Here is a 23877-nt window from a genome sequence, read left to right on the forward strand (position 1 = left end):
GAAATAAAAAATTAATAAAAACAATATAATTAAAAGATATCAAATATTCTCAAACATAAAATATTCTCTTTAAAAAAAAATAATAAATTATATTGTTATCTATCAACTAATTGTATAAAATAAAGATAACAATATTTAAATTCTATAATTTAATATCAATTTATAAAATATGTTAATAGGTGAGATGTCCGAGAGGCTTAAGGAGCACGCCTGGAAAGCGTGTATACGAAAAAATCGTATCAAGGGTTCGAATCCCTTTCTCACCAAAAAAAAATAATCATGTAAAACAGAATAATAATCTAAATATTATTTTAAAATATTTAGTAATTTTATACGATAATAGATTCTAAAGCGATTTTAATTATATTATTCAAAGTCGATTCTCTTTCCTGATAAGATAAAAATTGGTTTTTAGAAATATGATCTGAAATGGAACAAATAGACATAGACTGAATACCAAATTCTGCTGATTTAGAATAAATTCCAGCAGTTTCCATATCTACTCCTAAAATTCTATACTGATTTAATAAATCATACACTTTATAATCATCAATGTAAAATGAATCTGTGGTAAAAAAATTTCCAATATTTACATTTAAATTCATTTTTTTTGAAATATTAACTGCATCATACACCATATTAAAATCCGCAATAGCAGAAAAATCAAAATTATTAAATTTTAAACGATTCATACTGGAATCCGTACACGCCCCAAGAGCAATAAGAATATCATTTAAATCTAAATCATTTCTAACAGTACCGCAAGTTCCAACTCTAATAATTTTTTTAACATGATAATATTTAAATAATTCAGTAATATAAATACATGCGGAAGGAATTCCCATACCATGACTCATGGTAGATACTATAACACCCTTATAATAACCAGTAAAACCTAACATAGATCTTATATTAGTAATTTGATACGAATTCTCTAGAAAATTTTCCGCAATATATTTAGCTCGTATAGGATCTCCAGACATAATTACACGTTCTGAAAAAGTATTTTTTTTAGCATTAATGTGGGGTGTGACCATACCTTATATTATCCTCAAATTATAAAAATATTTTAATCAATAAAAATAAATTATATATATTTATTTAAAAAATTTTTATTAAGTATCATAACATATTAACCCCATAATCCATATTAGATAAAGAAAAATACTTAGAAATAGTTTGAGCAATATCTGAAAATGTTTTACGATGACCTAAAAACCGTACAGGAATCAATTTCCCGTATAATAATATAGGTATAAATTCTCTAGTATGATCCATTCCTGACCAAGTTGGATCACAACCATGATCAGCAGTAATAATTAAAAGATCTTCTTTCTTTAAAATATTCAATATCTCTGGTAGTCTGGAATCAAAGTATTCTAAACCTTTTGCGTATCCTGAAACATCTCTTCTATGCCCCCATGTAGAATCAAAATCAACAAAATTAGAAAATACTATAGACTGACCAGGAGCATGTTGCATTTCATGAATGGTTTGATTAATTAAAGAATCTAATCCAACAGATAATACTGTCTTAGTAATTCCTAAATGTGCAAAAATATCCGCTGTTTTACCTATAGCAATTACATGACCATTTTTTTCATGAATTAACTTTTGTAAAACAGTTTTATGTAATGGTGGTTTTGAAAAATCTTTTCGATTTCCAGTACGATAAAAACAACCCTGATAACTACCTAAAAATGGACGAGCAATCACTCTAGTTATATTATAATTATTCTTATCTAATATCCCTCTAATCCCTTCACATAACTTATACAAATTAAGCAAACCAAATTCTTTTTCATGACAAGCAACTTGAAATACTGAATCGGAAGATGTATAAACAATTGGTTTTTTAGTTTTAATATGTTCTTCTCCAAAATCATCTAATATTTTTATCCCAGAAGCATGACAATTTCCAAGAAAACCGGGTAATTGAAATTGATTCTGAATTTCAAGAAGAAGCGTTTTTGAAAAACTATCTTTAAGATCTTTAAAATAATCCCATTGAAACAATACTGGTACTCCAGCTAACTCCCAATGACCAGAAGAAGTATCTTTAGCAGATGAAATTTCACTAGCATATCCGTAACTTCCCAAAATTTTGATAGGTTCTATTATTCCAAAAGGAAAATTTCCAGAAATTTTTCTATAAACCTCACCTAATCCTAAAGAAATTAAATTCGGAATACGCAATGGTCCATAACGATTCTTATTAGCTGCATTAAAATAACAGTATTCAGCTATATGTCCCAATGTATCTGCCCCTACATCATTAAATAGACCAGCATCATAACTATATCCAACACCAAAGGAATCTAATACTAAAATTAATACCCTTCTTCTGCTCATATGAGATATCCTAATTATATTAATAGTTTAATATATTACGCATTAACATAATAAAAAACTATATAAATTTAAAAAAAAGAATGATTTCCACGAGTATGATTTGTAATATCTTTTACACCCTTTAATATAGGAAAATTCTTTAAAATTTGTTTTTCAATACCATCTTTTAAAGTAAAATCTACCATAGAACAACCATTACAACCACCTGAAAATTTTATAATAATGTAACCTGATTTAGTAATATTTAATAAAGTAATTTTTCCACCATGCACAGAAAGTTGAGTATTGATATTAGATTCTATAAAAGATTGTATTTTTAAAAATAATTTACGATTTTTATTAGTATGATCAATACTTGATTCTTTAGCATTAGGAGCAATTAACATTAACTGTTTTTCTAAATTATTCTTGAATAAATCAATCTTAGAATTTTTAAAATACGGAACAATTTCGCGATTTAAATAAATACTAAAATTTGAGTATTTAATTTCAATATCTTTTGGATGAATTGTATTATAATCATAAGATATCTTACATTCAGCATACTCAGTACCAGGATGTTGGATTGATATTCTTAGATTAGTTTTTTGATTTTTTTTATTAATCAAAATATTTAAGTAAGTTTCAGCGCGTTTAGAAATCTTAATCATGATAAATTATTATAATAATTAAAATATATTTATATTATGGATAATTTTAGTAATATATACAATATTAAATTATGAAAAATGATAATGTTATTGAAGATTATCAAGAATAATACGTTTATATAAAAATTTTTATAATATTAAAATATATATATTATAGAATTCAGTATAAAAATAATAAAATATTCTTATCTCATACTAAAGAAAAAAATAATTTAATATTATATTTTTCCAAGAATCGATTAAATAAATAAAATGTTTAAAATATTTTTGATATACAGTAAATGATAAATCAGATAAAATTAATCCTAAAAAAATATTCAAAAAAAAAGAAAATAACATATATTCACCAATATAATTTTAAAATAATATTCAATATATTGAAAATAAATTGCCTTAAAACGGAAGTTCTTCATCAAATTCTGGACCGGATAAATCGTCTTCCAAAAAGGAATCTTGATTTAAATCCTTTGAATTCTTATTTTTAACAATAAAATTATTATCTTTTTGGTTTTGATCATCTCTGTTAGAAATTCGAGAACCTAACATTTGCATAGTTCCATTAGCTTTGACTATAATTTCCGTAACATATCTATCAATACCATTTTGGTCTTTCCATTTTCTCGTTTTTAACGAGCCTTCAATATATATTTTAGCACCTTTAGATAAATATTCACCTGAAATTTCAGCTAATTTCCCAAATAAAACCACTCTATGCCATTCAGTATTTTCTTTTATATCTCCTGTTTTTTTATCTTTCCAGCTTTCGGATGTTGCTATACTAATATTAGCTACTGCACTCCCGTTTTGCATATAACGAACTTCAGGATCTTTTCCTAAATATCCAATTAAAATAACTTTATTAATTCCTCGACTAGCCATATTAATGCCCTATAATTAAAATATAATAATATGAAATAATTGGAACTTTTATAACAAATATAAAACATGAAATATAATAATTTTTAAAATAATTTCAAAAATATATATTTATTATCTATTAAAAAATCAAATTTCAATAATAAAAATATTAAAAAATCATATTAAATATTCTATCTTAAAATATGAAATGTAATAAATAATAAATTCACTCTAAAAATTATAAAAATTTAAAAATAGTGAATTAAAACTATAATAAATATAAAATAAACAAAAATAAATTTAAAAATTAAAATATACTAATGGTATTATAAAAATATTTAAAAAAACAAAAAAAAAATAAATGAAAGATTATAATTCCTTAAATCAAAAAAAACAAAATAAAAATTATATTCCTCCATATTCAATTGAAGCAGAACAATCTGTATTAGGTGGTTTAATGCTAGAAAATGAAAAATGGGATCACGTATCACATTATATAATTCCAGAAGATTTTTTTAATCAATCACATAAGTTAATTTTTCAAGAAATGAAAAAATTAATTGATTTAGGTAATCCAATTGATCTGATTACGTTATCTGAATCATTAAAAAACAAAGGAAAACTAGAAAAAATAGGCAATTTTTCTTATTTATCAGAATTATCTAGAAATACACCAAGTACCGAAAATATTATAGCATATGCAAAAATTGTTAAAGAACAATCTATTCTACGAGAAATTATAAATATTGGTAATAATATTGCAAATGTAGGATACCATACAAACGGGAAAACAAGCCAAGAAATTTTAGATTATGCAGAATGCAATTTATTTAATATTCATAAAAAACAATACAAAAAAAATTTTCATCCTAAAAATATAAAGATCATGTTAGATAAAACAATTACTATAATTGAAAAATTAATTCATTCAAAAGATAGTAATATTACAGGTCTAAATACAGGATATATTGATTTAAATAAAAAAACATTAGGGTTTCAAAAATCTGATCTAATAATCATTGCTTCTAGACCTTCAATGGGAAAAACAACATTTGCGATGAACCTTTGTGAAAATACTGCTATGAAGTATAAGAAACCAATCTTAATTTTTAGTTTAGAAATGCCAGGAGAACAAATTGTAATTCGAATGTTAGCATCTCTATCTAGAGTATATCAAAATAATATTAGAACGGGTAAATTAAATGATGAAGATTGGTCTCGTATTTCAAGTACAATTAATATATTATTAAAAAAAAGAAATATTTACATCGATGATTCTTCTAAATTAACGCCAAATGACATTCGATCAAAAGCAAGAAATTTATATCGAAAAAAAAACGGTTTAAGTTTAATCATGATTGATTATTTGCAATTAATTACAGTGCCACATTTATCAGAACATCGAACATTAGAGATAGCAGAAATTTCTCGAACATTAAAAGCACTCGCAAAAGAATTAAAAATACCTATTATTGCATTATCGCAATTAAATAGATCTTTAGAACAAAGATCAGATAAACGACCTATTAATTCTGATTTAAGAGAATCTGGAACATTAGAACAAGACGCGGATTTAATAATGTTTATTTACCGTGATGAAGTATATAATGAAAATAGCGCATTAAAAGGAATTGCAGAAATTATTATTGGCAAACAAAGAAATGGACCAATTGGAACAATTCAATTAACATTTAATGGTAAATTTTGTAGATTCGATAATTACCACGAATATAAAAACTAGTATTTATCTTAATAAAAAATTGTAATATATCAAAATAATTCTAAAATTCAAAATATTAATTATTTTAACAATAAATTACGAAAAACTTGTGTATACTAAAAAAATAAAATATAATTTAATTAAAATCAACACAAACGAAATATACATCATTTAACTATTGAGTAAAATAAACAAATGATCCTACAAAATCATTTTTTAATTGCTATGCCTGGAATTAAAAATAATCGTTTTAAAGAATCTGTAATATATATCTGTGAACATAACAAACACGGTGCGATGGGAATTATTATAAATAAAGCAATTAAAAACCTCACTATTAAAAAAATTCTAAAAAAATTAAATATTAATACTTCAACTTGTTTGTTTGGACCTAGAATTAGTGATCCTGTACTGATGGGTGGATTTCATTCAGAAGATAGAGGGTTTATAATACATTCATCAAAAATAGAATTTTCATCTAGTATAAACATTTCTAATGACGTATTTATGACAACATCAAGAGATATTTTAGAATCTGTAGGTGAGTTAGAAGAACCAAATAATATATTAGTTGCATTAGGATATTGTATATGGGGGAAAGATCAATTAGAACAAGAAATTTTAAATAATTTTTGGTTAACAGCATTGGCTAATAAAGAAATATTGTTTGATACTCCCATTAAACAAAAATGGGCAAAAGCTGCTGAAAATATAGGTATAGATATAAAAAAAATTTCTTTAAATGCAGGATATGCATAATACATGATTATACTTTCATTAGATTTTGGAACAAAAAATATAGGAGTAGCAATTGGACAGCAAATAACCTGTACTGCAAATACAAGAGACTCTATTAAAGTAAAAAATGGAATCCCAGATTGGGGAAAAATTTCCTTAATAATTAATAATTGGAAACCAAAAATAATTATTATAGGAAAACCTCTTAATATGAATGGATCTTACCAAAATATTATAAAAAAAATAAAAAGATTTGCAAAAGAATTATATGAAAAATTTTATATAAAAATAAAATTATATGATGAACGATTAACTACAATAGAAGCAAAATCAATCCTATTTAAAATAGGGGGATATAAAAAATTAAATAAAAATATAATAGATTCCTTATCAGCTGCACTAATATTAGAAAGCTGGTGTTTAAATTATAAAAAAAATAAAAAATAATCAAATTCATATAAACATAGTAATATAAATAAAAAATCATCACATAATAACTTATACATTACAAAAAAAATAAATGATTGTTTTACCAAAATTAAGTTTATATATTCATATACCCTGGTGTTCTAAAAAATGTCCATACTGTGATTTTAATTCATATGTATCAAAAAAAAATATTCCAGAAAAAAAATATGTTGAAAATTTAATAAAAGATTTTCATAATGATAAAAAATTTATACAAAACAGAAAAATACAAACCATATTCATAGGAGGAGGGACACCTAATCTATTAAGTAACAATTCTATTAAAAATTTAATTGAAAATATTAAAAATTCTAGTGAAATAAATAAATTAACAGAAATTACTATTGAAGTAAATCCAGAATCAATTAATATAGAAAAAATATTAGAATATATAAATATTGGAATTAACAGGATATCAATAGGAATACAAAGTTTTAATCAAAAATCATTAAAATTACTTGGAAGAAATCATACTGAAGAAATTTCAACCAATCTTTTACACGCAATAAAAAAAAATAGGATAAATTCTAATATAGATCTAATTTACGGAACCCCAGAACAAACATTACAAGATTGTTTAAATGATCTAAAAAAAGCAATATTTATGGATCCTACACATATTTCATGGTATCAATTGAGTATAGAAAAAAATACTCCGTTTTATTTTGAAAAATTAAATTTACCAAATGAAGAAACTATATGGAAAATGTATAATATAGGAGATAAATTGTTAAAACAATCAAAATATAAACGATATGAAATTTCTTCATACTCTAAACCAAATTTTGAATGCTTACACAACTTAAACTATTGGCATTTTGGAGACTATATTGGAATAGGTTGTGGCGCTCATAGTAAAATTACTCACACAAATGGAAATATTACTAGATTTATAAAAAAAAAAAATATCTACCATTATTTATCTAGTAATAAATATATTCAAAAAAAATATAAAGTCTTAAACCAAGAAAAACCATTTGAATATTTTTTGAATACATTTAGATTATTTCATCCAATTAAAAAAAAATATTTCTCCTTATATACCGGATTAAGCATAAAAAAAATTCAAAAACAAATTAATCAATGTATTCAAGAAAAATATATTACCGAAACTAATAAATATTGGATTGTATTACCAAAAGGAAGAAATTTTTTAAACAACCTATTAGAATTATTTATTGAATATTAAGATATATAAATTATAATATGTTATTTTTGTATAGAACGAAAAAATAATTCAAAAATTTCTTGTTTTAAAAAAAGAGCTTTTTTTTCAAAATTGGTTACTACTCTTGCAGGAGACATTAACATGCACGTAGAATTCTTTGATATATTAACATATCCAATAGCATCATTCATAATTTTCAAAATACTTTGAGCATAAGACGCAGAATCAGTAACTATATGTAATAAACCACCAAACATTAATTTCTTTAAAAGAAGTTTAATAAATGAATAATTAAATATTCTTCTTTTATGATGTCTAAATTTTGGCCAAGGATCTGGAAAAAAAAATTGAATAGTATGTAGCGTATGATCTAAAATCATATATTTTAAAACCTCAACTGCATCATGCGCAATAATTTTTATATTTTTTATATTAGATATATATATTTTTTTCATACAAGAAATAATTCCAGATATATGTACTTCAATTCCTAAAATATTTCTATCTAAATTAGAGGATGCTGTATGTAATAAGGAATCACCGTTACCAAAACCTATTTCCACAATTAATGGAAAATTGTTTTTATAAACAAGATTATTTAGATCAATCATCTCTTGCTTAAAGTTTATTCCAATACTTGGCCAATATTTTTTAAAAAAATAAATATCATTTTTTTTTAATTTTCTATTACGACAAACAAAACTACGAACCTGTCGTAAAAATATATGATTAATATTATATGTAGGTGTAATTAAATTATTAACTAATTTATATTTCATAAAATACCTATCTTTCAAAAATAAAAATATTATATAAATAATTTATCACAACATTTAAAACAATTATGATAAATATCATTCAAATATAATTAATCAAAATAATGAACAATTGGAAATTCTCTCAGCTAATTATTAATTGGCAACATCAATATGGAAGAAATAATTTACCATGGCAAACTAAAAAAAACCCCTACCATATTTGGATTTCAGAAATTATGTTACAACAAACTCAAGTAAAAACAGTAATACCATATTTTAATAAATTTATTAATAAATTTAATAACATTCATATTCTATCAAAAGCTAAACTAAACGATATATTATACTTATGGAGTGGATTAGGATATTATCGTCGAGCTAACAACTTATATAAAACTGCAAAAATCATCAAAAATAAATACCAAGGAAATTTTCCAAAAAATATTATCCAATTAATGCAACTACCAGGGATAGGAAAAACAACCGCTGGAGCAATCTTATCATTTTCATATAATTTTTCATTTCCTATTCTTGATGGAAACGTAAAAAGAATATTAATTAGGTTTTATAACATTATCCAAAATCAAAAAAAATCTGATATAGAAAAAATACTATGGAAAAAAATTACCCAAATTACTCCGATTCACCATGCTAATAAATTTAATCAAGGTATGATGGATTTAGGATCATTAATATGTACTTATAAAGAACCAAAATGTAATATATGCCCAATTTATCAAAATTGTAATTATCAATTAAATAAAAAAAATGACAATTTATCTATTAAAAACAATATAAAAAAGAAAAATATGTTTTTTATAATCCTAAGATTTAAAAATTTAATATTTTTAAAACAAAGAAAAAATCAAAATATATGGAAAAACCTATTTTGTTTTCCAGAATTTCAGAGTGAAATTGATATCAATCATTGGATATTTAAAAAAAATATTAATAATTTAAATTACAGAAAAATAATATGTATTCACCATCAATTTAGTCACTTAAAAATAAAAATGTATTTTTTTCAATTAAATATAAAAAAAAAACATATATTAAATACAAAGTATAATATTTGGTATGATTTAGATAATCCAAAAAAAATCGGATTATCAAAACCGATAAAAAAAATATTATTAATATTAAAAAATATAGAATCATAGGAAAATTGAAATATGAGAATAATTTTCTGTAAATTTTTTAAAAAAATACTAGAAGGACAAGAATATAAAATATATCCTGGAAAAATAGGAGAAGAAATATATCAACATATTTCAAAAAAAGCGTGGAAAAAATGGATATCTCAACAAACAAAAATCATTAATGAAAAAAAATTAAATATGAACCATTCCAAAGATTACAAAGAAATCGAAAAAAACATGATTTCTTTTCTCTTCCATAATAGTAATCATCTTTCTAATTAGAATAAATATCAAAAATATCAAAATACTTTTATATATGATGTTAATTTTTTAATTTTTAATTAAAAAAAAATTATTCAAATACTCCAATAAATTATACAATAATTGAATTTTTTTAAAATCATTAGCATATTTAAGAATTAAATCTTGTAAATCTAAAAAATATTGATGTAAAAATAATTGATTAAATTTAGTTAATCTATAAAATAACCATTTTTTTTTTTCAATATTATTTAGAATCGAAGGAAAATTACGCGCTCGATACCGAAATAACATTTCATAAATCTTTAAATCAGAAAATTTAAAATTTATATTCTGTAAATTAAGAGGTATATTACAATGTATCATTTTCATTAAAGATATATCATACTGATTAAAAAAAGATGAATAAATTTGTAAATCCACATCATCAGAATTATTCTGATACTTATAATTTCTAAAAAAAAAATCTATTTGTTTAAATAAATTTAAATTCTTCTTTAAAATAGATATCTTTAATAAATAATTTTCTATATTAATTCCAAATTTTAAGAATCTCGTTCGATCTAAAAAATTAATAGGAAATAAAGCAGGACATTGATTAATATATAAAATATTTATTCCTAATAAATTAAGATCTTTCATAGTAAAATTATTATAATTCTTTTTATTTTTAATATATATAATTAATTGGTTAATATCCATATATAAATCAAAAAAAATTAACATATTTAAATTCTGAACATTCCAAAAAATAGGGAAAATACAACTCATATTATTCCTAGCATTTCCAAAACATGCAGAAATATAAATTAAAGGAAAAGAACAAGATTGATTCACTAACATTTTTAAACGATTTTTAATACGATAAGAAAACAAAAAATGAAATAATTTAGGTGTTCTTGATTTAATTAATTTTGCTAATTCTAATGTTGCATAAATATCAGAACTTGCATTATGAACTTTACTATGAATAATATTATTTGCATCAGTTAAATGAGATAATTTAAAGGTAGGTAATCCATTATTTTTTGGCCAGACTAAAATATTAGGACAAAAAACATAACATGATCGAACAATATTTATTAAATCCCAACGAGAATTATTATTCTTCCAATGCCAACCATAAGGATCAAAAAAATTTCGATAGAATATATTTCTAGTAAATTCATCATCAAAACGAATATTATTATAACCAATGATACAGGTATTTTTAACAGAAAAAATATCATAAATCTTTTTTGAAAAATAATATTCGTTTATTCCATTCGAAATAGCATATTGAGGAGTAATACCGGTAATTAATACAGATCTTAAATTAGGTAAATAGTCATCAGGAGGGGAACAATAAATGGAATAAATATTATCTATGATATTAAAATCTTGATCAGTTCTAATACATGCAAATTGCGATGGTTTATCTAATGCTGGATTGATTCCAAAAGTTTCATAATCATAAAATAAAAAATTTATTATTGTCATAAATACTAACTATCTTTATATTTTTAATGAAATCATCAATAGTTGATAAAAATTAATTAATCAACTATTGATAAAATATATAATAATTATATTATAATAAAAATATAAAATTTAAAAAAATAGTCATTCAAGATGATAATAAATTAAAATAATTATGTAAACAAAATAATATATAATTAATAAAAATCTTAATTTTATAAAAAAGTATTTAAAATAATTCTTTCTCCTCCGACTGGGCTCGAACCAGTGACATACGGATTAACAGTCCGCCGTTCTACCAACTGAACTACAGAGGATAATTTTTTTTATTATAGCAATTATCTACAATTTTGTCAAAAATTTTATACTATATAAAAGTAAAAAAAAATAATAATCTTAAATTATTATCTAATTTAAATATGTTATTAAAATTTCAAATTAATTAATAATAAATATAGATTATATTGAAATTTTGATTTATAATAGACTTATTAGGCCCTTTAGCTCAGTGGTCAGAGCAGGCGACTCATAATCGCTTGGTCGCTGGTTCAAATCCAGCAAGGGCCAAAAAAATATTTTATATTATAAAACATTTCATTCCGTCTTTAAAAATAAAAATATATTTAAAATATAACATGTGAGTAATATATGACGTGGAAAAATAAATTTATTGAATTTTCTTTAAAAAAAGGTGCTTTACAATTTGGAAATTTCAAATTAAAATCTGGCAGAAATAGTCCATACTTCTTCAATTCAAAATATTTTTACACAGGATCAGATTTATTAAAATTAAGTCAATTTTATGTAGATATGATTATAAGAGATCCAATAAAAATTGATATTTTATTTGGATTAGCTTATAAAGGTATCCCTATCGCAACAACAATAGCAATTATATTATATAAAAAATACAATATAAATTTAAAATATACATTTAATCGAAAAGAAATTAAAACATATGGCGAAAAGGGAATTATCGTTGGAAATAATATCCAAAAAAAAAATATAATTATCATTGATGATGTAATTACATCCGGAATAACTATTCAGGAATCTATATCAATTATCCAAAAAAATAGTAATGATAATATTATCTCTAATATATTCGTAGCATTAGATAGAAGAGAACGCGGCACAATAAAAAAAAATAGCGCTATAGAACAGATTAAAAACCAATATTCATGCAATGTATTTTCAATTATTAATATATATGACCTAATTGAATATCTCTCTCTCAAAAAAATATATCCAGAAAAAATAAAAAAAATCCAAGATTACCAAAAATCATACGGAATACATCAGTAATTTAATTAACTAAAAGAATCAATAAAATTATTCATTTTATACCGGAAGAACCAAATCCATTTACATTACGGTCTGTTTTATATTTAAAATTAGATACTATATTAAAAACTGGCTTAATAATTGGAACAAAAACTAATTGTGCAATACGATCACCAAAATGAATAAAAAATTTTTTATCACTTCGATTCCATAAAGAAACCATTAGCTCACCCTGATAATCAGAATCAATTAAACCAATTGAATTACCCAATATAATACCATATTTATGACCTAAACCAGAACGAGGTAAAATCATTGCTGTAATGAGTGGGTTTTTTATAAAAATACCAATACCTGTTGGTATCAAAATAACTTGATTTGGAAAAATAATAACATTTTTTTGTATTAAACACGCTCTTAAATCAATAGCGGAAGAACCAGAAGTAGAATATTGTAAACATGAAAATTGTTCTAAAAATCGTTTATTTAATACTATTAAATTAATTATAGGATTCATAAAATTATAAAAAAAATCAATCATAAAAAAATATTATTAAAATAAAAAATAATTATTTATTTTTTAAAGATATATTTACCGTAATTATATGAGAAACTGTTTTGTGAGGTTTAAAACATACCTTATAATTACCTAATTGACGAATAGAACCACATTCTAAAATAATTTCTTTTCTATGTACTGGTACACCTAAATTAGTAATGTAATTAGCAAGTTCACGTGATCCAATAGAACCAAAAATTCTTCCTTTTTCTCTAGCCTGAACAAACATACGCACAGTACCCAAGGATTTTATTTGATTAATTCTTTTATGAACTTCGATAATTTTTGATTGAATTTTTTGAGTTTCCTGGTATTTTTTTTGTTCTAAAAATTTGATATTTTTTAAAGTTGCTAGAATAGCTTTTCCAGTAGGAATTAAATAATTTCTAGCATAACCGGGTTTAACTTCGATTACCTTTCCAATATCACCTAAATTTTTGAGAGTTTTTAATAAAATAATTTTCATACTTTCCTTTTTCTAAATATATTATATTAATGATGTTGATCCGTATAAGGCAATAAAGCTAGATATCTAGCACGTTTAATCGCACGAGATAATTGTCTTTGATATCTTGAACGAGTTCCTGTGATCCTACTGGGAATAATCTTACAATTTTCTGTAATATAATTTTTTAATATTACAATATCCTTATAATCAATTTCTTTAATTTTTTCTACCGTAAATCTGCAAAATTTTCTTCTTCGAAAATAACGAACCATTTAAACCTCGGAATAAAAGTAATATTAATATATTATTATTTTCTAAAGAATTTTATTAGAAATTACATTTCTTTTCTTATCTTTAGTATCTTTAGTATCTTTAGTATCTTTAGTATCTTTAGTATCTTTAGTATCTTTAGTATCTTTAGTATTTTTAGTATTTTTAGTATTTTTAGTATTTTTAGTATCTTTAGTATCTTTAGTATCATCTTTTAATTTTAATATTGGAGATACAGAAGTGACTTTTCTTTTCATACAAATAATAAGTTTTCGAAAAACAAACTCATCAAATCGAAATTTTTGATCTAAAGTTTGAATATGTTGAGAACAAATTTCAATATTCATCAATATATAATATGATTTATGTAAGTGATTAATTGGATAAGCTAATTGACGTCTTCCCCAATTTTCAAGACGATGCAAAATACCGTGATTCTTTTTTACAAATTTTTTATATTTTTTAATGATCTTATTGACCTGATCTAGTGTTTGATCAGGATGAATCATAAATATAATTTCATAATGCCGCATATGTAATAATAATCCTTATGGATGTATAGTTATATTTATTAAATTAAAATTTAATATAAAATAACAAGGAAATGTATAAATTTGATAGTAATAATTTAATATATCGTATTATATTAAAAAATTCAATTAAAAAATTAAACTATCATGAAGAATCAAATAAGCTATCTAAATCAAGGAATAAAAATATAATAATTTTATTACAATATATAATTTTAATGAAAATCTATTAAATATTTAGTTAATAATATCTCGAACCATAATTATTGAAGAACGATCGGGGCCTGTAGAAATAATATTAATCGGTACTCCAACAAAATTTTCAATATAATGAATATAATACTTTGCTTCTGTTGGTAAATCAGAAAATTTAGTTATTCCCAATAATGAAGTTTTCCAACCAGAAAAAACTTTATAAACCGGTCTGATAGAATTCCAATCTAAAACAGAAGAAGACATACTTAAAACATTTAAATCGTCATAATTCTGATAGCCAATACAAACTTTAAACTCCGATAAACCATCAAAAACATCTATTTTTGTTAAACATAATGAAGAAACAGAATTTAAACTTACCATTCTTGATAAAAGAACTAAATCTAACCAACCGGTACGTCTTCTACGACCCGTAGTCGAACCTATTTCTTTTCCTTTATCAACAAAATAAGAATTAAGTTCATCAGTTAATTCTGTTGGAAAAGGACCAGAACCTACTCTCGTACAATACGCCTTAAATATACCTAAAACACAATTAATACTATTTAAATTCACACCAGATCCAGTAAAAACACCTCCTATTGTAGTATTAGAAGAAGTAACATATGGAAAAGTTCCATGATCTAAATCTAATAATGCACCCTGAGCCCCTTCAAATAGAATGTTTTTTGGTTCAGTATCATTATAATAATTTAATAAATAAGGAATATCTTTTACTTTAGAAAGCAAAATATCTTTGTACTTTATTAAATTTAAAAATATATCATCAAATTTAACAGTACTATAATTATAGTAATGATTTAACTGAAAATTATAATAATCAATATTATTTTTTAACTTTTGAGATAATAAATCTTCATTAAAAAGATCTCCAACAGTAATTCCTCGGCGAGCAACCTTATCTTCATAAGTTGGACCAATTCCTCTACCAGTAGTACCAATAAGATATTTTCCTAATTTTTTTTCTCGAGCTAAATCCATATTAATATGATAACCTAATACTAAAAAACAATTTCTAGAAATAAATAAACGATTTTCTAAAGAAATATTATAAGAAGACAATATATCTATCTCTTTAATAAAATCTATAGGAGAAATCACCACTCCATTGCCTAAAAAAAGTTTTGTATGTTTATGAAGCACACCAGACGGAATTAGATGTAATACAATTTTTTGATCATTCACTAATAACGTATGCCCAGCATTATGCCCACCTTGATAACGAACAATATAATGGAATTTTTTCGATAAACAATCAATAACTTTACCTTTACCTTCATCTCCCCATTGCATCCCCAAAACTACCAAATTTTTATTCATTACGTAATGATCCTTAAAAATATTTAATATTATATAAAATAATATATTTCACATATCCATAAAAGATTACTTTAATCTAAAATATTAGAAATAATAAATTATAAAATTCATACATATAAATTAAATTAAAAATTAAAAAATTTAAAAGTTTTAAAAAATAATTGATTAACTATTTTTGAGCCCAATTTAAAGTATTATTCAGTAACTTTGAACCATATGTAGTTAAAATAGATTCTGGATGAAATTGAAATCCACAAACTTTGTCAGAATTATTCCGAACAGACATAACCATATTTTTAAACCTGGAATTAACAACTAGTGAATTTGGTATATTTTTACAAATTAAAGAATGATACCGAGCGACAGGTAAAGGATTTGGAAGTTGAAAAAACATGTCTTTTCCATCGTGATGAATTAAAGACGTTTTTCCATGTAAAATCTCTACAGCATATTCTATTTTCCCTCCATAATATTCTACAATTCCTTGATGCCCTAAACAGATACCAATTACAGGTATTTTTTTAATAGCATAATCTAATAAATCTAACATACAACCAGCATCTTTAGGATTACCTGGTCCTGGAGAAAGTAAAATAATTGGATCACGCATACGAGATAAAACTGAAATAATAATATCTATGGAAGTTTGATTACGATAAATTATAACTTTATGATTATTAATACGTAATTGGTCAACAATATTATATGTAAAAGAATCAAAATTATCTAATAAAAGAATATTTTTCATTTACAATGAATCCTGTAGATAATTGGATTGAATAATAGCATTTATTACAGCTTGAGCTTTATTACGACTTTCTAAAGACTCTTCTTCAGGAATAGAATCTAATACAATACCAGCACCAGATTGAATAGTTGCAATTTGATGTTCAATATATGCAGAACGTATAACAATACAAGTATCTAATATACCGGATTCTGTAAAATAACCAATAGATCCACCATAACTTCCTCTTTTTAACCTCTCCGTTTGAGAAATTAATTGCATAGCTCTCACTTTCGGTGCTCCACTTAATGTACCCATATTCATACATGCAGCATAAGCATGTAAAAAATCTAAATCATATCTTAAAATTCCTACCACTTTAGATACTAAATGCATAACATGAGAATACCGATCAACATTGGTTAAATTGGATACAAATCGACTACCGGGAATACAAATTTTTGCTAAATCATTACGAGCTAGGTCTACTAACATCAAATGCTCCGCTAACTCCTTATGATTGGTTCTCATTTCAAGTTCAATTCTATTATCTAAATCAAGATCAAATTTTCCATATTTATCAGTACCTCGGGGTCGAGTACCAGCAATAGGATATATTTCTATTTTTCGGTTCTTAGGATTATATTTTAAAGAACTTTCTGGAGACGATCCAAATAATATAAAATTTCTATCTTGCATATAAAACATATATGGACTGGGATTATTCAACTTTAATCGATAATAAGCAGATAATGGATAAGGACAAAATAATGAAAATTTTCTAGAAGGAACAACCTGAAAAACTTCCCCCTTTTTTATATAGTTTTTCATATTTTTAACTATATGTTTATACTCCATATCACTAAAATTACATGTAACAGGAGAAGGAAAAACTTTTTTTTCTGGAATTAATATAGGAGAATGATTCAATTTTTTATAAATATTATATAATCTCTTTTTAATTCTTAACTTTTCAAAATCATTTTCATAAAATATACTACCCTGAAGAATGCTATTTTTTTTTAAATGATCAATGATTAACAAAACTTCTGATAAATAAAAACAAAAATCAGGACATTGATGAATACTCTTCAAATCTGGTAATGATTCAAAATTATTAATTAAATCATATGAAAATAATCCACCAAAAAAAACTGCTTTTGGTTGATTTAAAGGAGATTTAATTAATTGAAAAATAAACCTAAAAGAATCAAAAACTGAAAGAGAATGTATCTTTTTATCTTCATCTAAATCTTTTTTAAAATTAGGAAACACTAATTTTACTTTATTTTTATAAAAACTAAATTTTACCGTTTTAGGAAGAATAGTTGATAATCGATTTAATAAATACTGACCATTTTTTGAAAATGATTCAAAAATCACAGTTTTTTTAAATCCCATAATACGTACTGCCGTATCTATAATCATCATACTTTCTAATTGTTTTCTTTTATTAATCTCTGCAGATTCTAATAATAAAGTATGTTTTTTTTGACCGCAAATTTCATAAAATGCTGCAGCAGGATTAGATCTATAAGAAGCATCAAGTATGATAGTTTGAATTTCTGATCGAAAATTAATTACATTCATATAATATGTTTTATTAAAAATAATTTTTATTTTATCATGTTACTTCAAAAAAGCATTATTAATAATAATTATTACTTTTTAAATAAAGAATTTTTATGATTTTTTAAACATTCAATCTCATTTAATACATTTAAAACCTCTTGTATTAATTGATGAACATCAGTTGTATATAAATAATGCACATTTTTCCAATTTCGAATCCATGTCATTTGTCTTTTTACTAATTTTCGGGTAGCAGAAAGAGATTTAACAATCATCTCGTGATAAGTAATCATATTAGATAAATACAACCACATATAACGATAACCAATACAACGCATAGAAGGAAGATTAATGTTTAGATCAGTTCGATAAAATAAACTCTTAACTTCTAATTCTAATCCTTGATGTAACATTTTATAAAATCTACTTTTAATTTTATAATGTAAATATTTTTTATCAGGAATATGAGCGAATTGTATAAGCTTATATGGAAATCTATGATTTTTAATTTTATTTAATTCACTAAATTTTTTTCCCGTAATTAAACATATTTCTAATGCTCTTAATAATCTTTGAGAATCATTAGGATGGATATTCTTGCAGGATTCTGAATCAATTTTAAATAAATAATTATATAAATAATTACTTTTATTATAAATATTAGAAGATAATATTCGTTTTCTTAAATGAAAATTAGATTTCGGAAGATGAGAAATTCCATTTAATAGAATATTATAATAAAACATTGTACCACCAACTAATAACGGAATTTTACCCGAATATAAAATATCTTCTATTTCTCTTAACGCATCTAATCGAAATTCTGCAGCAGAATAAAAATCACTAGGATCCTTACAATCCACTAATCTATGAGGGTGTTTTAATAATTGTAAACAATTTGGTTTTGCAGTTCCAATATTCATGTAACGATAAATTAACGCAGAATCTACACTAATTAATTCTATAGGTAAATACTTTCTTAACTTCATGGCTAAATTAGATTTACCTGAAGCTGTTGGTCCCATTAAAAAAATAACAAATGGTTTAAAAAAATTCATATAATACCGCAATATATTAAATGATATAATATCATAAATTAATTACATGAAAAATAAAAAATACTATACTAAAATATAAAAACATTTTAAAAAAATATTTCAATTAAAATAATATTTTAAATTATTACAAATAAATTTCTAAAAATATCAAATTTAATAATTTATTATAAAAAAAAATAGGAATTAGACTTGAAAAAAAAATAATCAACCCTATATACTTTAATAGAAGAAAAATAAAACCATCAAGAGATTAAAAATCAATAATAATATTTAATCTAATAAAAATAGAGAGGTAAATCATGTCTTATAATGCTATCTCATTTAGTCCAATATTAACAAATAATTTATTTTCAGAACGATTAAATCAAATTGATAAAATTTTTAGCAAATTAACTGGCGAACAAATAGCATCAAATCTACCAGACTATAATTTTATAAAAAATGCAAACAATCAATACGAACTCATTTTATCAGTTCCAGGTTATCAAGAAGATAAATTAGATATTTCAATACAAAATAACGAATTAACTGTATCTACAACTGAAACCAATAATACCGAAATTAATGAAGATAAAAAATACTTATATAAAGGAATTAAAGATGGTAGATTTTCAATAAGCTTTAACCTACACAATCCTATTAAAATCAAAAAAGCTGTATTAAAATTAGGATTACTAAAGATTACTTTTGAATACGAAATTCCTGAAGAACAAAAAATTAAAAAAATTAGTATAGAAAAATAAATTCAAAAATTAAAAACATGTTATGTCAACATATATATTAAAATAAAAAATATTCAATTTATTTATTATAATTTACTAAATAGTATTCAATACTAAAATATCTACAAAAAAAATAATCATTAATAAAAATATTGTTTGAGATTTTTAATTTATCTATTTAAAATGTAATCAAAACGTCAATCTTAAAGTTATTATAAAAATATAAAAAATATTATCATCTCACGCGGGAATAGCTCAGTTGGTAGAGCGCAACCTTGCCAAGGTTGAGGCCACGAGTTCGAATCTCGTTTCCCGCTAAAAAAAATAAATACTATTTATGTAATATAATTTTTACATAATATTATTGAAAAAAATACTAAAAATTCTACAAAACCATTTTAATATAAAAATGAATTATTCTAAAAAATAATAAATATTTATCAGCAAAGATACATATTAAAGTATAATATAAGGAAAAATTTTATGATCTAACTAAAAAATCTTTTATTAAATTTTTCAATTCGCCCTCCGCTATTTAAAATACGTTGCTTTCCTGTATAAAAAGGATGACAATGAGAACAAATATCTAAATTTAAATAATCTTTATTGATTGTTGAAAAAATATGCATTTTTTCTCCACAGGCGCAACTAACCGAAATTTGATTATATTTAGGATGAATTTCTTTTTTCATATTAATAGTGTTTTATATAGTGAATGATTCAATATCATTTATTATAACCTATAAAATCATTTAAAAAAAATAAAATATAAAATATTTAATGACTCTAAAAATACAATTTTTATACATTAAATAGTATAAAAATTATATCATTTAATTTTAAATATCGCTAAAATATCTTATAATTAAATACATCAGAAACAACTATAATTATAGAGATTATCTATGACAACCATATTAAGCGTTCGATTAAACGATAAAGTAGTAATCGGTGGAGATGGACAAGCAACATTAGGAAATACCATCATGAAAAAAAATGTCAAAAAAGTAAGATCATTATATAATAATCAAGTGATTTCGGGATTTGCAGGAGGAACTGCAGATGCATTTACCTTATTTGAATTATTTGAACAGAAATTAGACATGTATCAAGGAAGATTAGAAAAGTCAGCTATAGAATTAGCAAAAGATTGGAGAAATGACCGTATATTAAAAAAACTAGAAGCCTTATTAGCAGTTGCAGATAAAAAAATATCGTTAATTATAACTGGTAGTGGAGATGTAATACAACCAGAACATGATATAATTTCAATTGGATCTGGTGGTCCATATGCTCAAGCTGCTGCTTATGCATTATTAAAAAATACTAACCTTAACGCATATGAAATTGTAAAAAAATCTTTAAAAATTGCTGCAAACATTTGCGTATACACGAACCACATATTCACTATTAAAGAACTCACTTCAGAAAAATAAGGATGGTATATGATGTCTAATATGACGCCCAAAAATATTGTAAATGAATTAAATAAATTTATTATCGGTCAAGAAAAAGCAAAAAAAGCTGTTTCAATTGCTCTAAGAAATCGATGGAGAAGAATGCAATTAAAACAAGAACTTCAAAATGAAATTACCCCTAAAAATATTCTCATGATTGGACCAACCGGAGTCGGAAAAACCGAAATTGCTAAACGTTTAGCTAAATTAGCTAATGCTCCATTTATAAAAGTAGAAGCTACTAAATTTACTGAAGTAGGATACGTAGGTAAAGAAGTTGATTCCATCATTCGAGACTTAACTGATTCAGCAATTAAAATTGCTCGTATTAAAAAGATTAAAGAGAATATTTATCATGCTCAAAAAAAAGCTGAAGAAAAAATATTAGACATACTTGTTCCAAAAGCTAAAAATTGGAATCCTAATATGCAATCAGAACTACCTATAACCACAATTGAAAATTTTAGAAAACAATTACAATCAGGAAAATTAGATGAAAAAGAAATCGAAATTAAAATAGCAAATAATCCCATGGGGGTTGAAATTATGGCTCCACCTGGCATGGAAGAACTAACAAATCAATTGCAATTGCTCTTTCAAAATTTGAATAACCCAAGATATACTACTAAAAGAGTAAAAATTAAAGATGCTCTAAAAATTTTATCAGAAGAAGAAGCTTCTAAACTAGTTAATCTTGAAGAGTTAAAAAAAGAATCAATTCATGCAGTTGAAGAAAATGGTATAGTATTTATAGATGAAATAGATAAAATTTGTAAACAACGAGGGACTACCGGATTAGATATATCCCGCGAAGGAGTACAAAGAGATTTATTACCTTTAATTGAAGGATGTACCGTATCTACAAAATATGGTATGGTTAAAACAGATCATATTCTATTTATTGCGTCTGGTGCTTTTCAAACAACAAAACCATCGGATTTAATACCTGAATTACAAGGAAGACTACCAATTAGAGTAGAACTAAATCAATTAAATGCAAGCGATTTTGAAAAAATCCTTACCCAACCACAAACATCTATAACAAAACAATATATTGAATTACTAAAAACAGAAGGAATAAATATTAATTTTACGCAAGACGGAATAAAAAAAATAGCAGAAATTTCATGTCATATAAATGAAACCATGGAAAATATAGGAGCACGAAGATTATATACTATTCTAGAATGCTTAATGGAAGAAATTTCATTTAACGGATCTGATAACCAAGAAAAGAATATTAATATTAATGCTAGCTATGTTAGTAAACATTTAAATAGATTAGCATCTAATGAAGATTTAAGTCGATTTATTTTATAAGTTAAAACAGTAATTCCCTTACATCATGATGCTTAAGGATTTGATAATGACTGAATGGGTCAAAGGAAAAGTAATACAGATAGAAAAGTTCGAACATAATTTGTTTAAATTAATTATAAATGCTCCAATATCAAAATTTATTGCTGGTCAATTTTCAAAATTATCCATAAAAAAAAACAATCAAAAAAGAATTCAAAAAGCATATTCTTATGTAAATGCCCCAAAAGAGAAAAATCTAGAATTTTTTATAAAACGTATCCCATTGGGAAAAATGACAACCGAATTATATAAATTAAATCCCGGTGATAACATTGACATTTCAAAAAATTCATTTGGATTTTTTACGATTCACGAAATTCCAGATAAAGAAGTTTTATGGATGTTTGCTACTGGAACGGCAATAGGACCATTTTGTTCCATTCTAAACGATGGAACAAAATTAAATCAATTTAAAAAAATTATTTTAATATATGCTGTAAGATATTCAAAAGAACTAATATATTTACCTTTTTTAAAAAAAATGAAAATTAAATATCAAAACCAATTAGAATACGAAATCATAGTAAGTGGAGAAAAATATAAAAATTCATTATCAGGACGTATTCCATATTTATTATATAAAAATTCTATAGAAAAAAAAATAGGATGTCAAATTAATCCTAAAAACTCACATGTAATGCTATGTGGCAATCCAAATATGATTAAAGAAACAGAATCATTTTTAATCAAACATCGTGGATTAAAAAAACACCTAAGAAGAACTCCAGGAAATATTAGTAATGAACATTACTGGTAAAATAGAGTAATATGTAAATAAAAAATTT

26 protein-coding genes and 4 tRNA genes are annotated in these 23877 nt (G+C 23.7%); 14 read left to right on the plus strand and 16 right to left on the minus strand.

Going from position 1 to position 23877, the window contains the following annotated elements; genetic code table 11:
• Nucleotides 1-178: 178 nt before the first annotated feature.
• A tRNA-Ser gene (locus AB4W55_RS02000) sits at nucleotides 179-266 on the plus strand.
• A gap of 63 nt (nucleotides 267-329) precedes the next feature.
• On the opposite strand, the gene deoD is transcribed toward AB4W55_RS02000, so the two are convergent.
• The 4 genes from deoD to ssb all read right to left on the minus strand — a co-directional run bounded on the left by deoD (nucleotide 330) and on the right by ssb (nucleotide 3881).
• A complete protein-coding gene (deoD, locus tag AB4W55_RS02005; protein ID WP_367672426.1) occupies nucleotides 330-1037 on the minus strand; it encodes a purine-nucleoside phosphorylase in 708 nt (235 codons plus the stop codon).
• 85 nt (nucleotides 1038-1122) lie between these two features.
• Nucleotides 1123-2352, minus strand: coding sequence for a phosphopentomutase (locus AB4W55_RS02010; RefSeq protein WP_367672428.1), 1230 nt, complete (start codon nucleotides 2350-2352; stop codon nucleotides 1123-1125).
• Between the two features lie 68 nt (nucleotides 2353-2420).
• On the minus strand, nucleotides 2421-3002 hold the full coding sequence (locus AB4W55_RS02015; protein WP_367672430.1) for a NifU family protein: 582 nt from the start codon (nucleotides 3000-3002) through the stop codon (nucleotides 2421-2423).
• Nucleotides 3003-3395: 393 nt separating this feature from the next.
• The gene (gene ssb / locus AB4W55_RS02020) at nucleotides 3396-3881 is read right to left on the minus strand and encodes a single-stranded DNA-binding protein (protein WP_367672431.1); all 486 of its coding nucleotides are present in this window, start codon (nucleotides 3879-3881) and stop codon (nucleotides 3396-3398) included.
• Nucleotides 3882-4221: 340 nt separating this feature from the next.
• Between ssb and dnaB the strand changes: the two genes are divergently transcribed.
• The 4 genes from dnaB (at nucleotide 4222) to hemW (ending at nucleotide 7975) form a co-directional block, all read left to right on the plus strand.
• Nucleotides 4222-5601 carry a replicative DNA helicase gene (dnaB, locus tag AB4W55_RS02025; RefSeq protein ID WP_367672433.1) on the plus strand — a complete coding sequence of 460 codons (1380 nt, stop codon included), beginning with the start codon at nucleotides 4222-4224 and terminating at the stop codon, nucleotides 5599-5601.
• Nucleotides 5602-5775: 174 nt separating this feature from the next.
• The gene (locus AB4W55_RS02030) at nucleotides 5776-6339 is read left to right on the plus strand and encodes a YqgE/AlgH family protein (protein ID WP_367672435.1); all 564 of its coding nucleotides are present in this window, start codon (nucleotides 5776-5778) and stop codon (nucleotides 6337-6339) included.
• Nucleotides 6340-6342: 3 nt separating this feature from the next.
• The gene (gene ruvX / locus AB4W55_RS02035) at nucleotides 6343-6765 is read left to right on the plus strand and encodes a Holliday junction resolvase RuvX (RefSeq protein WP_367672437.1); all 423 of its coding nucleotides are present in this window, start codon (nucleotides 6343-6345) and stop codon (nucleotides 6763-6765) included.
• A gap of 73 nt (nucleotides 6766-6838) precedes the next feature.
• Complete coding sequence (gene hemW / locus AB4W55_RS02040; RefSeq protein ID WP_367672439.1) at nucleotides 6839-7975, plus strand: radical SAM family heme chaperone HemW; 1137 nt, start codon at nucleotides 6839-6841, stop codon at nucleotides 7973-7975.
• A gap of 20 nt (nucleotides 7976-7995) precedes the next feature.
• Here the strand turns inward: hemW and trmB are convergent, their stop codons facing one another.
• Nucleotides 7996-8733 (minus strand): tRNA (guanosine(46)-N7)-methyltransferase TrmB, encoded by a 738-nt coding sequence (gene trmB / locus AB4W55_RS02045; protein WP_367672441.1) that lies wholly within the window; start codon nucleotides 8731-8733, stop codon nucleotides 7996-7998.
• A gap of 101 nt (nucleotides 8734-8834) precedes the next feature.
• Between trmB and mutY the strand changes: the two genes are divergently transcribed.
• Together mutY and AB4W55_RS02055 are read left to right on the plus strand one after the other, a co-directional pair.
• Nucleotides 8835-9872: an A/G-specific adenine glycosylase gene (gene mutY / locus AB4W55_RS02050; protein WP_367672442.1), complete on the plus strand. Its 1038-nt coding sequence runs from the start codon at nucleotides 8835-8837 to the stop codon at nucleotides 9870-9872.
• A 12-nt stretch (nucleotides 9873-9884) separates the two neighbouring features.
• Complete coding sequence (locus AB4W55_RS02055; RefSeq protein ID WP_367672443.1) at nucleotides 9885-10133, plus strand: oxidative damage protection protein; 249 nt, start codon at nucleotides 9885-9887, stop codon at nucleotides 10131-10133.
• Between the two features lie 48 nt (nucleotides 10134-10181).
• Here the strand turns inward: AB4W55_RS02055 and sbcB are convergent, their stop codons facing one another.
• Nucleotides 10182-11591 carry an exodeoxyribonuclease I gene (gene sbcB, locus AB4W55_RS02060; protein ID WP_367672445.1) on the minus strand — a complete coding sequence of 470 codons (1410 nt, stop codon included), beginning with the start codon at nucleotides 11589-11591 and terminating at the stop codon, nucleotides 10182-10184.
• A 223-nt stretch (nucleotides 11592-11814) separates the two neighbouring features.
• Nucleotides 11815-11887 (minus strand) — tRNA-Asn (locus AB4W55_RS02065).
• Between the two features lie 177 nt (nucleotides 11888-12064).
• On the opposite strand from AB4W55_RS02065, the gene AB4W55_RS02070 reads away from it, so the two are divergent.
• Both AB4W55_RS02070 and pyrE read left to right on the plus strand, forming a co-directional pair.
• Nucleotides 12065-12137: transfer RNA gene (locus AB4W55_RS02070), tRNA-Ile, on the plus strand.
• Between the two features lie 81 nt (nucleotides 12138-12218).
• Nucleotides 12219-12875, plus strand: a complete 657-nt coding sequence (gene pyrE / locus AB4W55_RS02075) for an orotate phosphoribosyltransferase (RefSeq protein ID WP_367672446.1) — start codon at nucleotides 12219-12221, stop codon at nucleotides 12873-12875.
• 31 nt (nucleotides 12876-12906) lie between these two features.
• Here the strand turns inward: pyrE and dut are convergent, their stop codons facing one another.
• The 8 genes from dut to miaA all read right to left on the minus strand — a co-directional run bounded on the left by dut (nucleotide 12907) and on the right by miaA (nucleotide 19521).
• On the minus strand, nucleotides 12907-13371 hold the full coding sequence (gene dut / locus AB4W55_RS02080; RefSeq protein WP_367672801.1) for a dUTP diphosphatase: 465 nt from the start codon (nucleotides 13369-13371) through the stop codon (nucleotides 12907-12909).
• A 52-nt stretch (nucleotides 13372-13423) separates the two neighbouring features.
• Nucleotides 13424-13879 (minus strand): 50S ribosomal protein L9, encoded by a 456-nt coding sequence (gene rplI / locus AB4W55_RS02085; protein ID WP_367672447.1) that lies wholly within the window; start codon nucleotides 13877-13879, stop codon nucleotides 13424-13426.
• Between the two features lie 26 nt (nucleotides 13880-13905).
• Entirely contained in the window at nucleotides 13906-14133 is a 228-nt protein-coding gene (gene rpsR, locus AB4W55_RS02090) for a 30S ribosomal protein S18 (RefSeq protein ID WP_367672449.1), read from the minus strand.
• A 42-nt stretch (nucleotides 14134-14175) separates the two neighbouring features.
• On the minus strand, nucleotides 14176-14664 hold the full coding sequence (gene rpsF, locus AB4W55_RS02095; RefSeq protein WP_367672451.1) for a 30S ribosomal protein S6: 489 nt from the start codon (nucleotides 14662-14664) through the stop codon (nucleotides 14176-14178).
• 234 nt (nucleotides 14665-14898) lie between these two features.
• Complete coding sequence (locus AB4W55_RS02100; protein WP_367672452.1) at nucleotides 14899-16197, minus strand: adenylosuccinate synthase; 1299 nt, start codon at nucleotides 16195-16197, stop codon at nucleotides 14899-14901.
• A 169-nt stretch (nucleotides 16198-16366) separates the two neighbouring features.
• Complete coding sequence (locus AB4W55_RS02105; RefSeq protein WP_367672453.1) at nucleotides 16367-16945, minus strand: aminodeoxychorismate/anthranilate synthase component II; 579 nt, start codon at nucleotides 16943-16945, stop codon at nucleotides 16367-16369.
• Nucleotides 16946-18514, minus strand: coding sequence for an anthranilate synthase component 1 (locus tag AB4W55_RS02110; protein ID WP_367672455.1), 1569 nt, complete (start codon nucleotides 18512-18514; stop codon nucleotides 16946-16948).
• 71 nt (nucleotides 18515-18585) lie between these two features.
• Nucleotides 18586-19521 carry a tRNA (adenosine(37)-N6)-dimethylallyltransferase MiaA gene (gene miaA / locus AB4W55_RS02115; protein WP_367672803.1) on the minus strand — a complete coding sequence of 312 codons (936 nt, stop codon included), beginning with the start codon at nucleotides 19519-19521 and terminating at the stop codon, nucleotides 18586-18588.
• 332 nt (nucleotides 19522-19853) lie between these two features.
• Between miaA and AB4W55_RS02120 the strand changes: the two genes are divergently transcribed.
• Both AB4W55_RS02120 and AB4W55_RS02125 read left to right on the plus strand, forming a co-directional pair.
• A complete protein-coding gene (locus AB4W55_RS02120) occupies nucleotides 19854-20297 on the plus strand; it encodes an Hsp20 family protein (RefSeq protein ID WP_367672457.1) in 444 nt (147 codons plus the stop codon).
• Nucleotides 20298-20520: 223 nt separating this feature from the next.
• Nucleotides 20521-20593, plus strand: a tRNA-Gly gene (locus tag AB4W55_RS02125).
• A 171-nt stretch (nucleotides 20594-20764) separates the two neighbouring features.
• Here the strand turns inward: AB4W55_RS02125 and rpmE are convergent.
• Nucleotides 20765-20968, minus strand: coding sequence for a 50S ribosomal protein L31 (gene rpmE, locus AB4W55_RS02130; RefSeq protein WP_367672459.1), 204 nt, complete (start codon nucleotides 20966-20968; stop codon nucleotides 20765-20767).
• 213 nt (nucleotides 20969-21181) lie between these two features.
• Here rpmE and hslV point away from each other — a divergent pair, with 213 nt between their 5' ends.
• The 3 genes from hslV to AB4W55_RS02145 are packed head-to-tail and all read left to right on the plus strand — an operon-like array spanning nucleotide 21182 to nucleotide 23849.
• Entirely contained in the window at nucleotides 21182-21712 is a 531-nt protein-coding gene (gene hslV, locus AB4W55_RS02135; protein WP_367672460.1) for an ATP-dependent protease subunit HslV, read from the plus strand.
• A 12-nt stretch (nucleotides 21713-21724) separates the two neighbouring features.
• The gene (gene hslU, locus AB4W55_RS02140) at nucleotides 21725-23053 is read left to right on the plus strand and encodes an ATP-dependent protease ATPase subunit HslU (protein ID WP_367672805.1); all 1329 of its coding nucleotides are present in this window, start codon (nucleotides 21725-21727) and stop codon (nucleotides 23051-23053) included.
• Between the two features lie 25 nt (nucleotides 23054-23078).
• Nucleotides 23079-23849 (plus strand): FAD-binding oxidoreductase, encoded by a 771-nt coding sequence (locus AB4W55_RS02145; RefSeq protein WP_367672461.1) that lies wholly within the window; start codon nucleotides 23079-23081, stop codon nucleotides 23847-23849.
• Nucleotides 23850-23877: the final 28 nt, after the last annotated feature.

This window comes from Buchnera aphidicola (Symydobius americanus) (assembly GCF_964059135.1).
In the GTDB taxonomy this organism is placed as follows: domain Bacteria; phylum Pseudomonadota; class Gammaproteobacteria; order Enterobacterales; family Enterobacteriaceae; genus Buchnera_L; species Buchnera_L aphidicola_AJ.

Bases quoted from the DNA above. Each gene is read 5' to 3' on its own strand.
- deoD (WP_367672426.1), bottom strand. From the start codon at position 1,037: ATGGTCACACCCCACATTAATGCTAAAAAAAATACTTTTTCAGAACGT.
- AB4W55_RS02010 (WP_367672428.1), bottom strand. From the start codon at position 2,352: ATGAGCAGAAGAAGGGTATTAATTTTAGTATTAGATTCCTTTGGTGTT.
- AB4W55_RS02015 (WP_367672430.1), bottom strand. From the start codon at position 3,002: ATGATTAAGATTTCTAAACGCGCTGAAACTTACTTAAATATTTTGATT.
- ssb (WP_367672431.1), bottom strand. From the start codon at position 3,881: ATGGCTAGTCGAGGAATTAATAAAGTTATTTTAATTGGATATTTAGGA.
- dnaB (WP_367672433.1), top strand. From the start codon at position 4,222: ATGAAAGATTATAATTCCTTAAATCAAAAAAAACAAAATAAAAATTAT.
- AB4W55_RS02030 (WP_367672435.1), top strand. From the start codon at position 5,776: ATGATCCTACAAAATCATTTTTTAATTGCTATGCCTGGAATTAAAAAT.
- ruvX (WP_367672437.1), top strand. From the start codon at position 6,343: ATGATTATACTTTCATTAGATTTTGGAACAAAAAATATAGGAGTAGCA.
- hemW (WP_367672439.1), top strand. From the start codon at position 6,839: ATGATTGTTTTACCAAAATTAAGTTTATATATTCATATACCCTGGTGT.
- trmB (WP_367672441.1), bottom strand. From the start codon at position 8,733: ATGAAATATAAATTAGTTAATAATTTAATTACACCTACATATAATATT.
- mutY (WP_367672442.1), top strand. From the start codon at position 8,835: ATGAACAATTGGAAATTCTCTCAGCTAATTATTAATTGGCAACATCAA.
- AB4W55_RS02055 (WP_367672443.1), top strand. From the start codon at position 9,885: ATGAGAATAATTTTCTGTAAATTTTTTAAAAAAATACTAGAAGGACAA.
- sbcB (WP_367672445.1), bottom strand. From the start codon at position 11,591: ATGACAATAATAAATTTTTTATTTTATGATTATGAAACTTTTGGAATC.
- pyrE (WP_367672446.1), top strand. From the start codon at position 12,219: ATGACGTGGAAAAATAAATTTATTGAATTTTCTTTAAAAAAAGGTGCT.
- dut (WP_367672801.1), bottom strand. From the start codon at position 13,371: ATGAATCCTATAATTAATTTAATAGTATTAAATAAACGATTTTTAGAA.
- rplI (WP_367672447.1), bottom strand. From the start codon at position 13,879: ATGAAAATTATTTTATTAAAAACTCTCAAAAATTTAGGTGATATTGGA.
- rpsR (WP_367672449.1), bottom strand. From the start codon at position 14,133: ATGGTTCGTTATTTTCGAAGAAGAAAATTTTGCAGATTTACGGTAGAA.
- rpsF (WP_367672451.1), bottom strand. From the start codon at position 14,664: ATGCGGCATTATGAAATTATATTTATGATTCATCCTGATCAAACACTA.
- AB4W55_RS02100 (WP_367672452.1), bottom strand. From the start codon at position 16,197: ATGAATAAAAATTTGGTAGTTTTGGGGATGCAATGGGGAGATGAAGGT.
- AB4W55_RS02105 (WP_367672453.1), bottom strand. From the start codon at position 16,945: ATGAAAAATATTCTTTTATTAGATAATTTTGATTCTTTTACATATAAT.
- AB4W55_RS02110 (WP_367672455.1), bottom strand. From the start codon at position 18,514: ATGAATGTAATTAATTTTCGATCAGAAATTCAAACTATCATACTTGAT.
- miaA (WP_367672803.1), bottom strand. From the start codon at position 19,521: ATGGGACCAACAGCTTCAGGTAAATCTAATTTAGCCATGAAGTTAAGA.
- AB4W55_RS02120 (WP_367672457.1), top strand. From the start codon at position 19,854: ATGTCTTATAATGCTATCTCATTTAGTCCAATATTAACAAATAATTTA.
- rpmE (WP_367672459.1), bottom strand. From the start codon at position 20,968: ATGAAAAAAGAAATTCATCCTAAATATAATCAAATTTCGGTTAGTTGC.
- hslV (WP_367672460.1), top strand. From the start codon at position 21,182: ATGACAACCATATTAAGCGTTCGATTAAACGATAAAGTAGTAATCGGT.
- hslU (WP_367672805.1), top strand. From the start codon at position 21,725: ATGTCTAATATGACGCCCAAAAATATTGTAAATGAATTAAATAAATTT.
- AB4W55_RS02145 (WP_367672461.1), top strand. From the start codon at position 23,079: ATGATGCTTAAGGATTTGATAATGACTGAATGGGTCAAAGGAAAAGTA.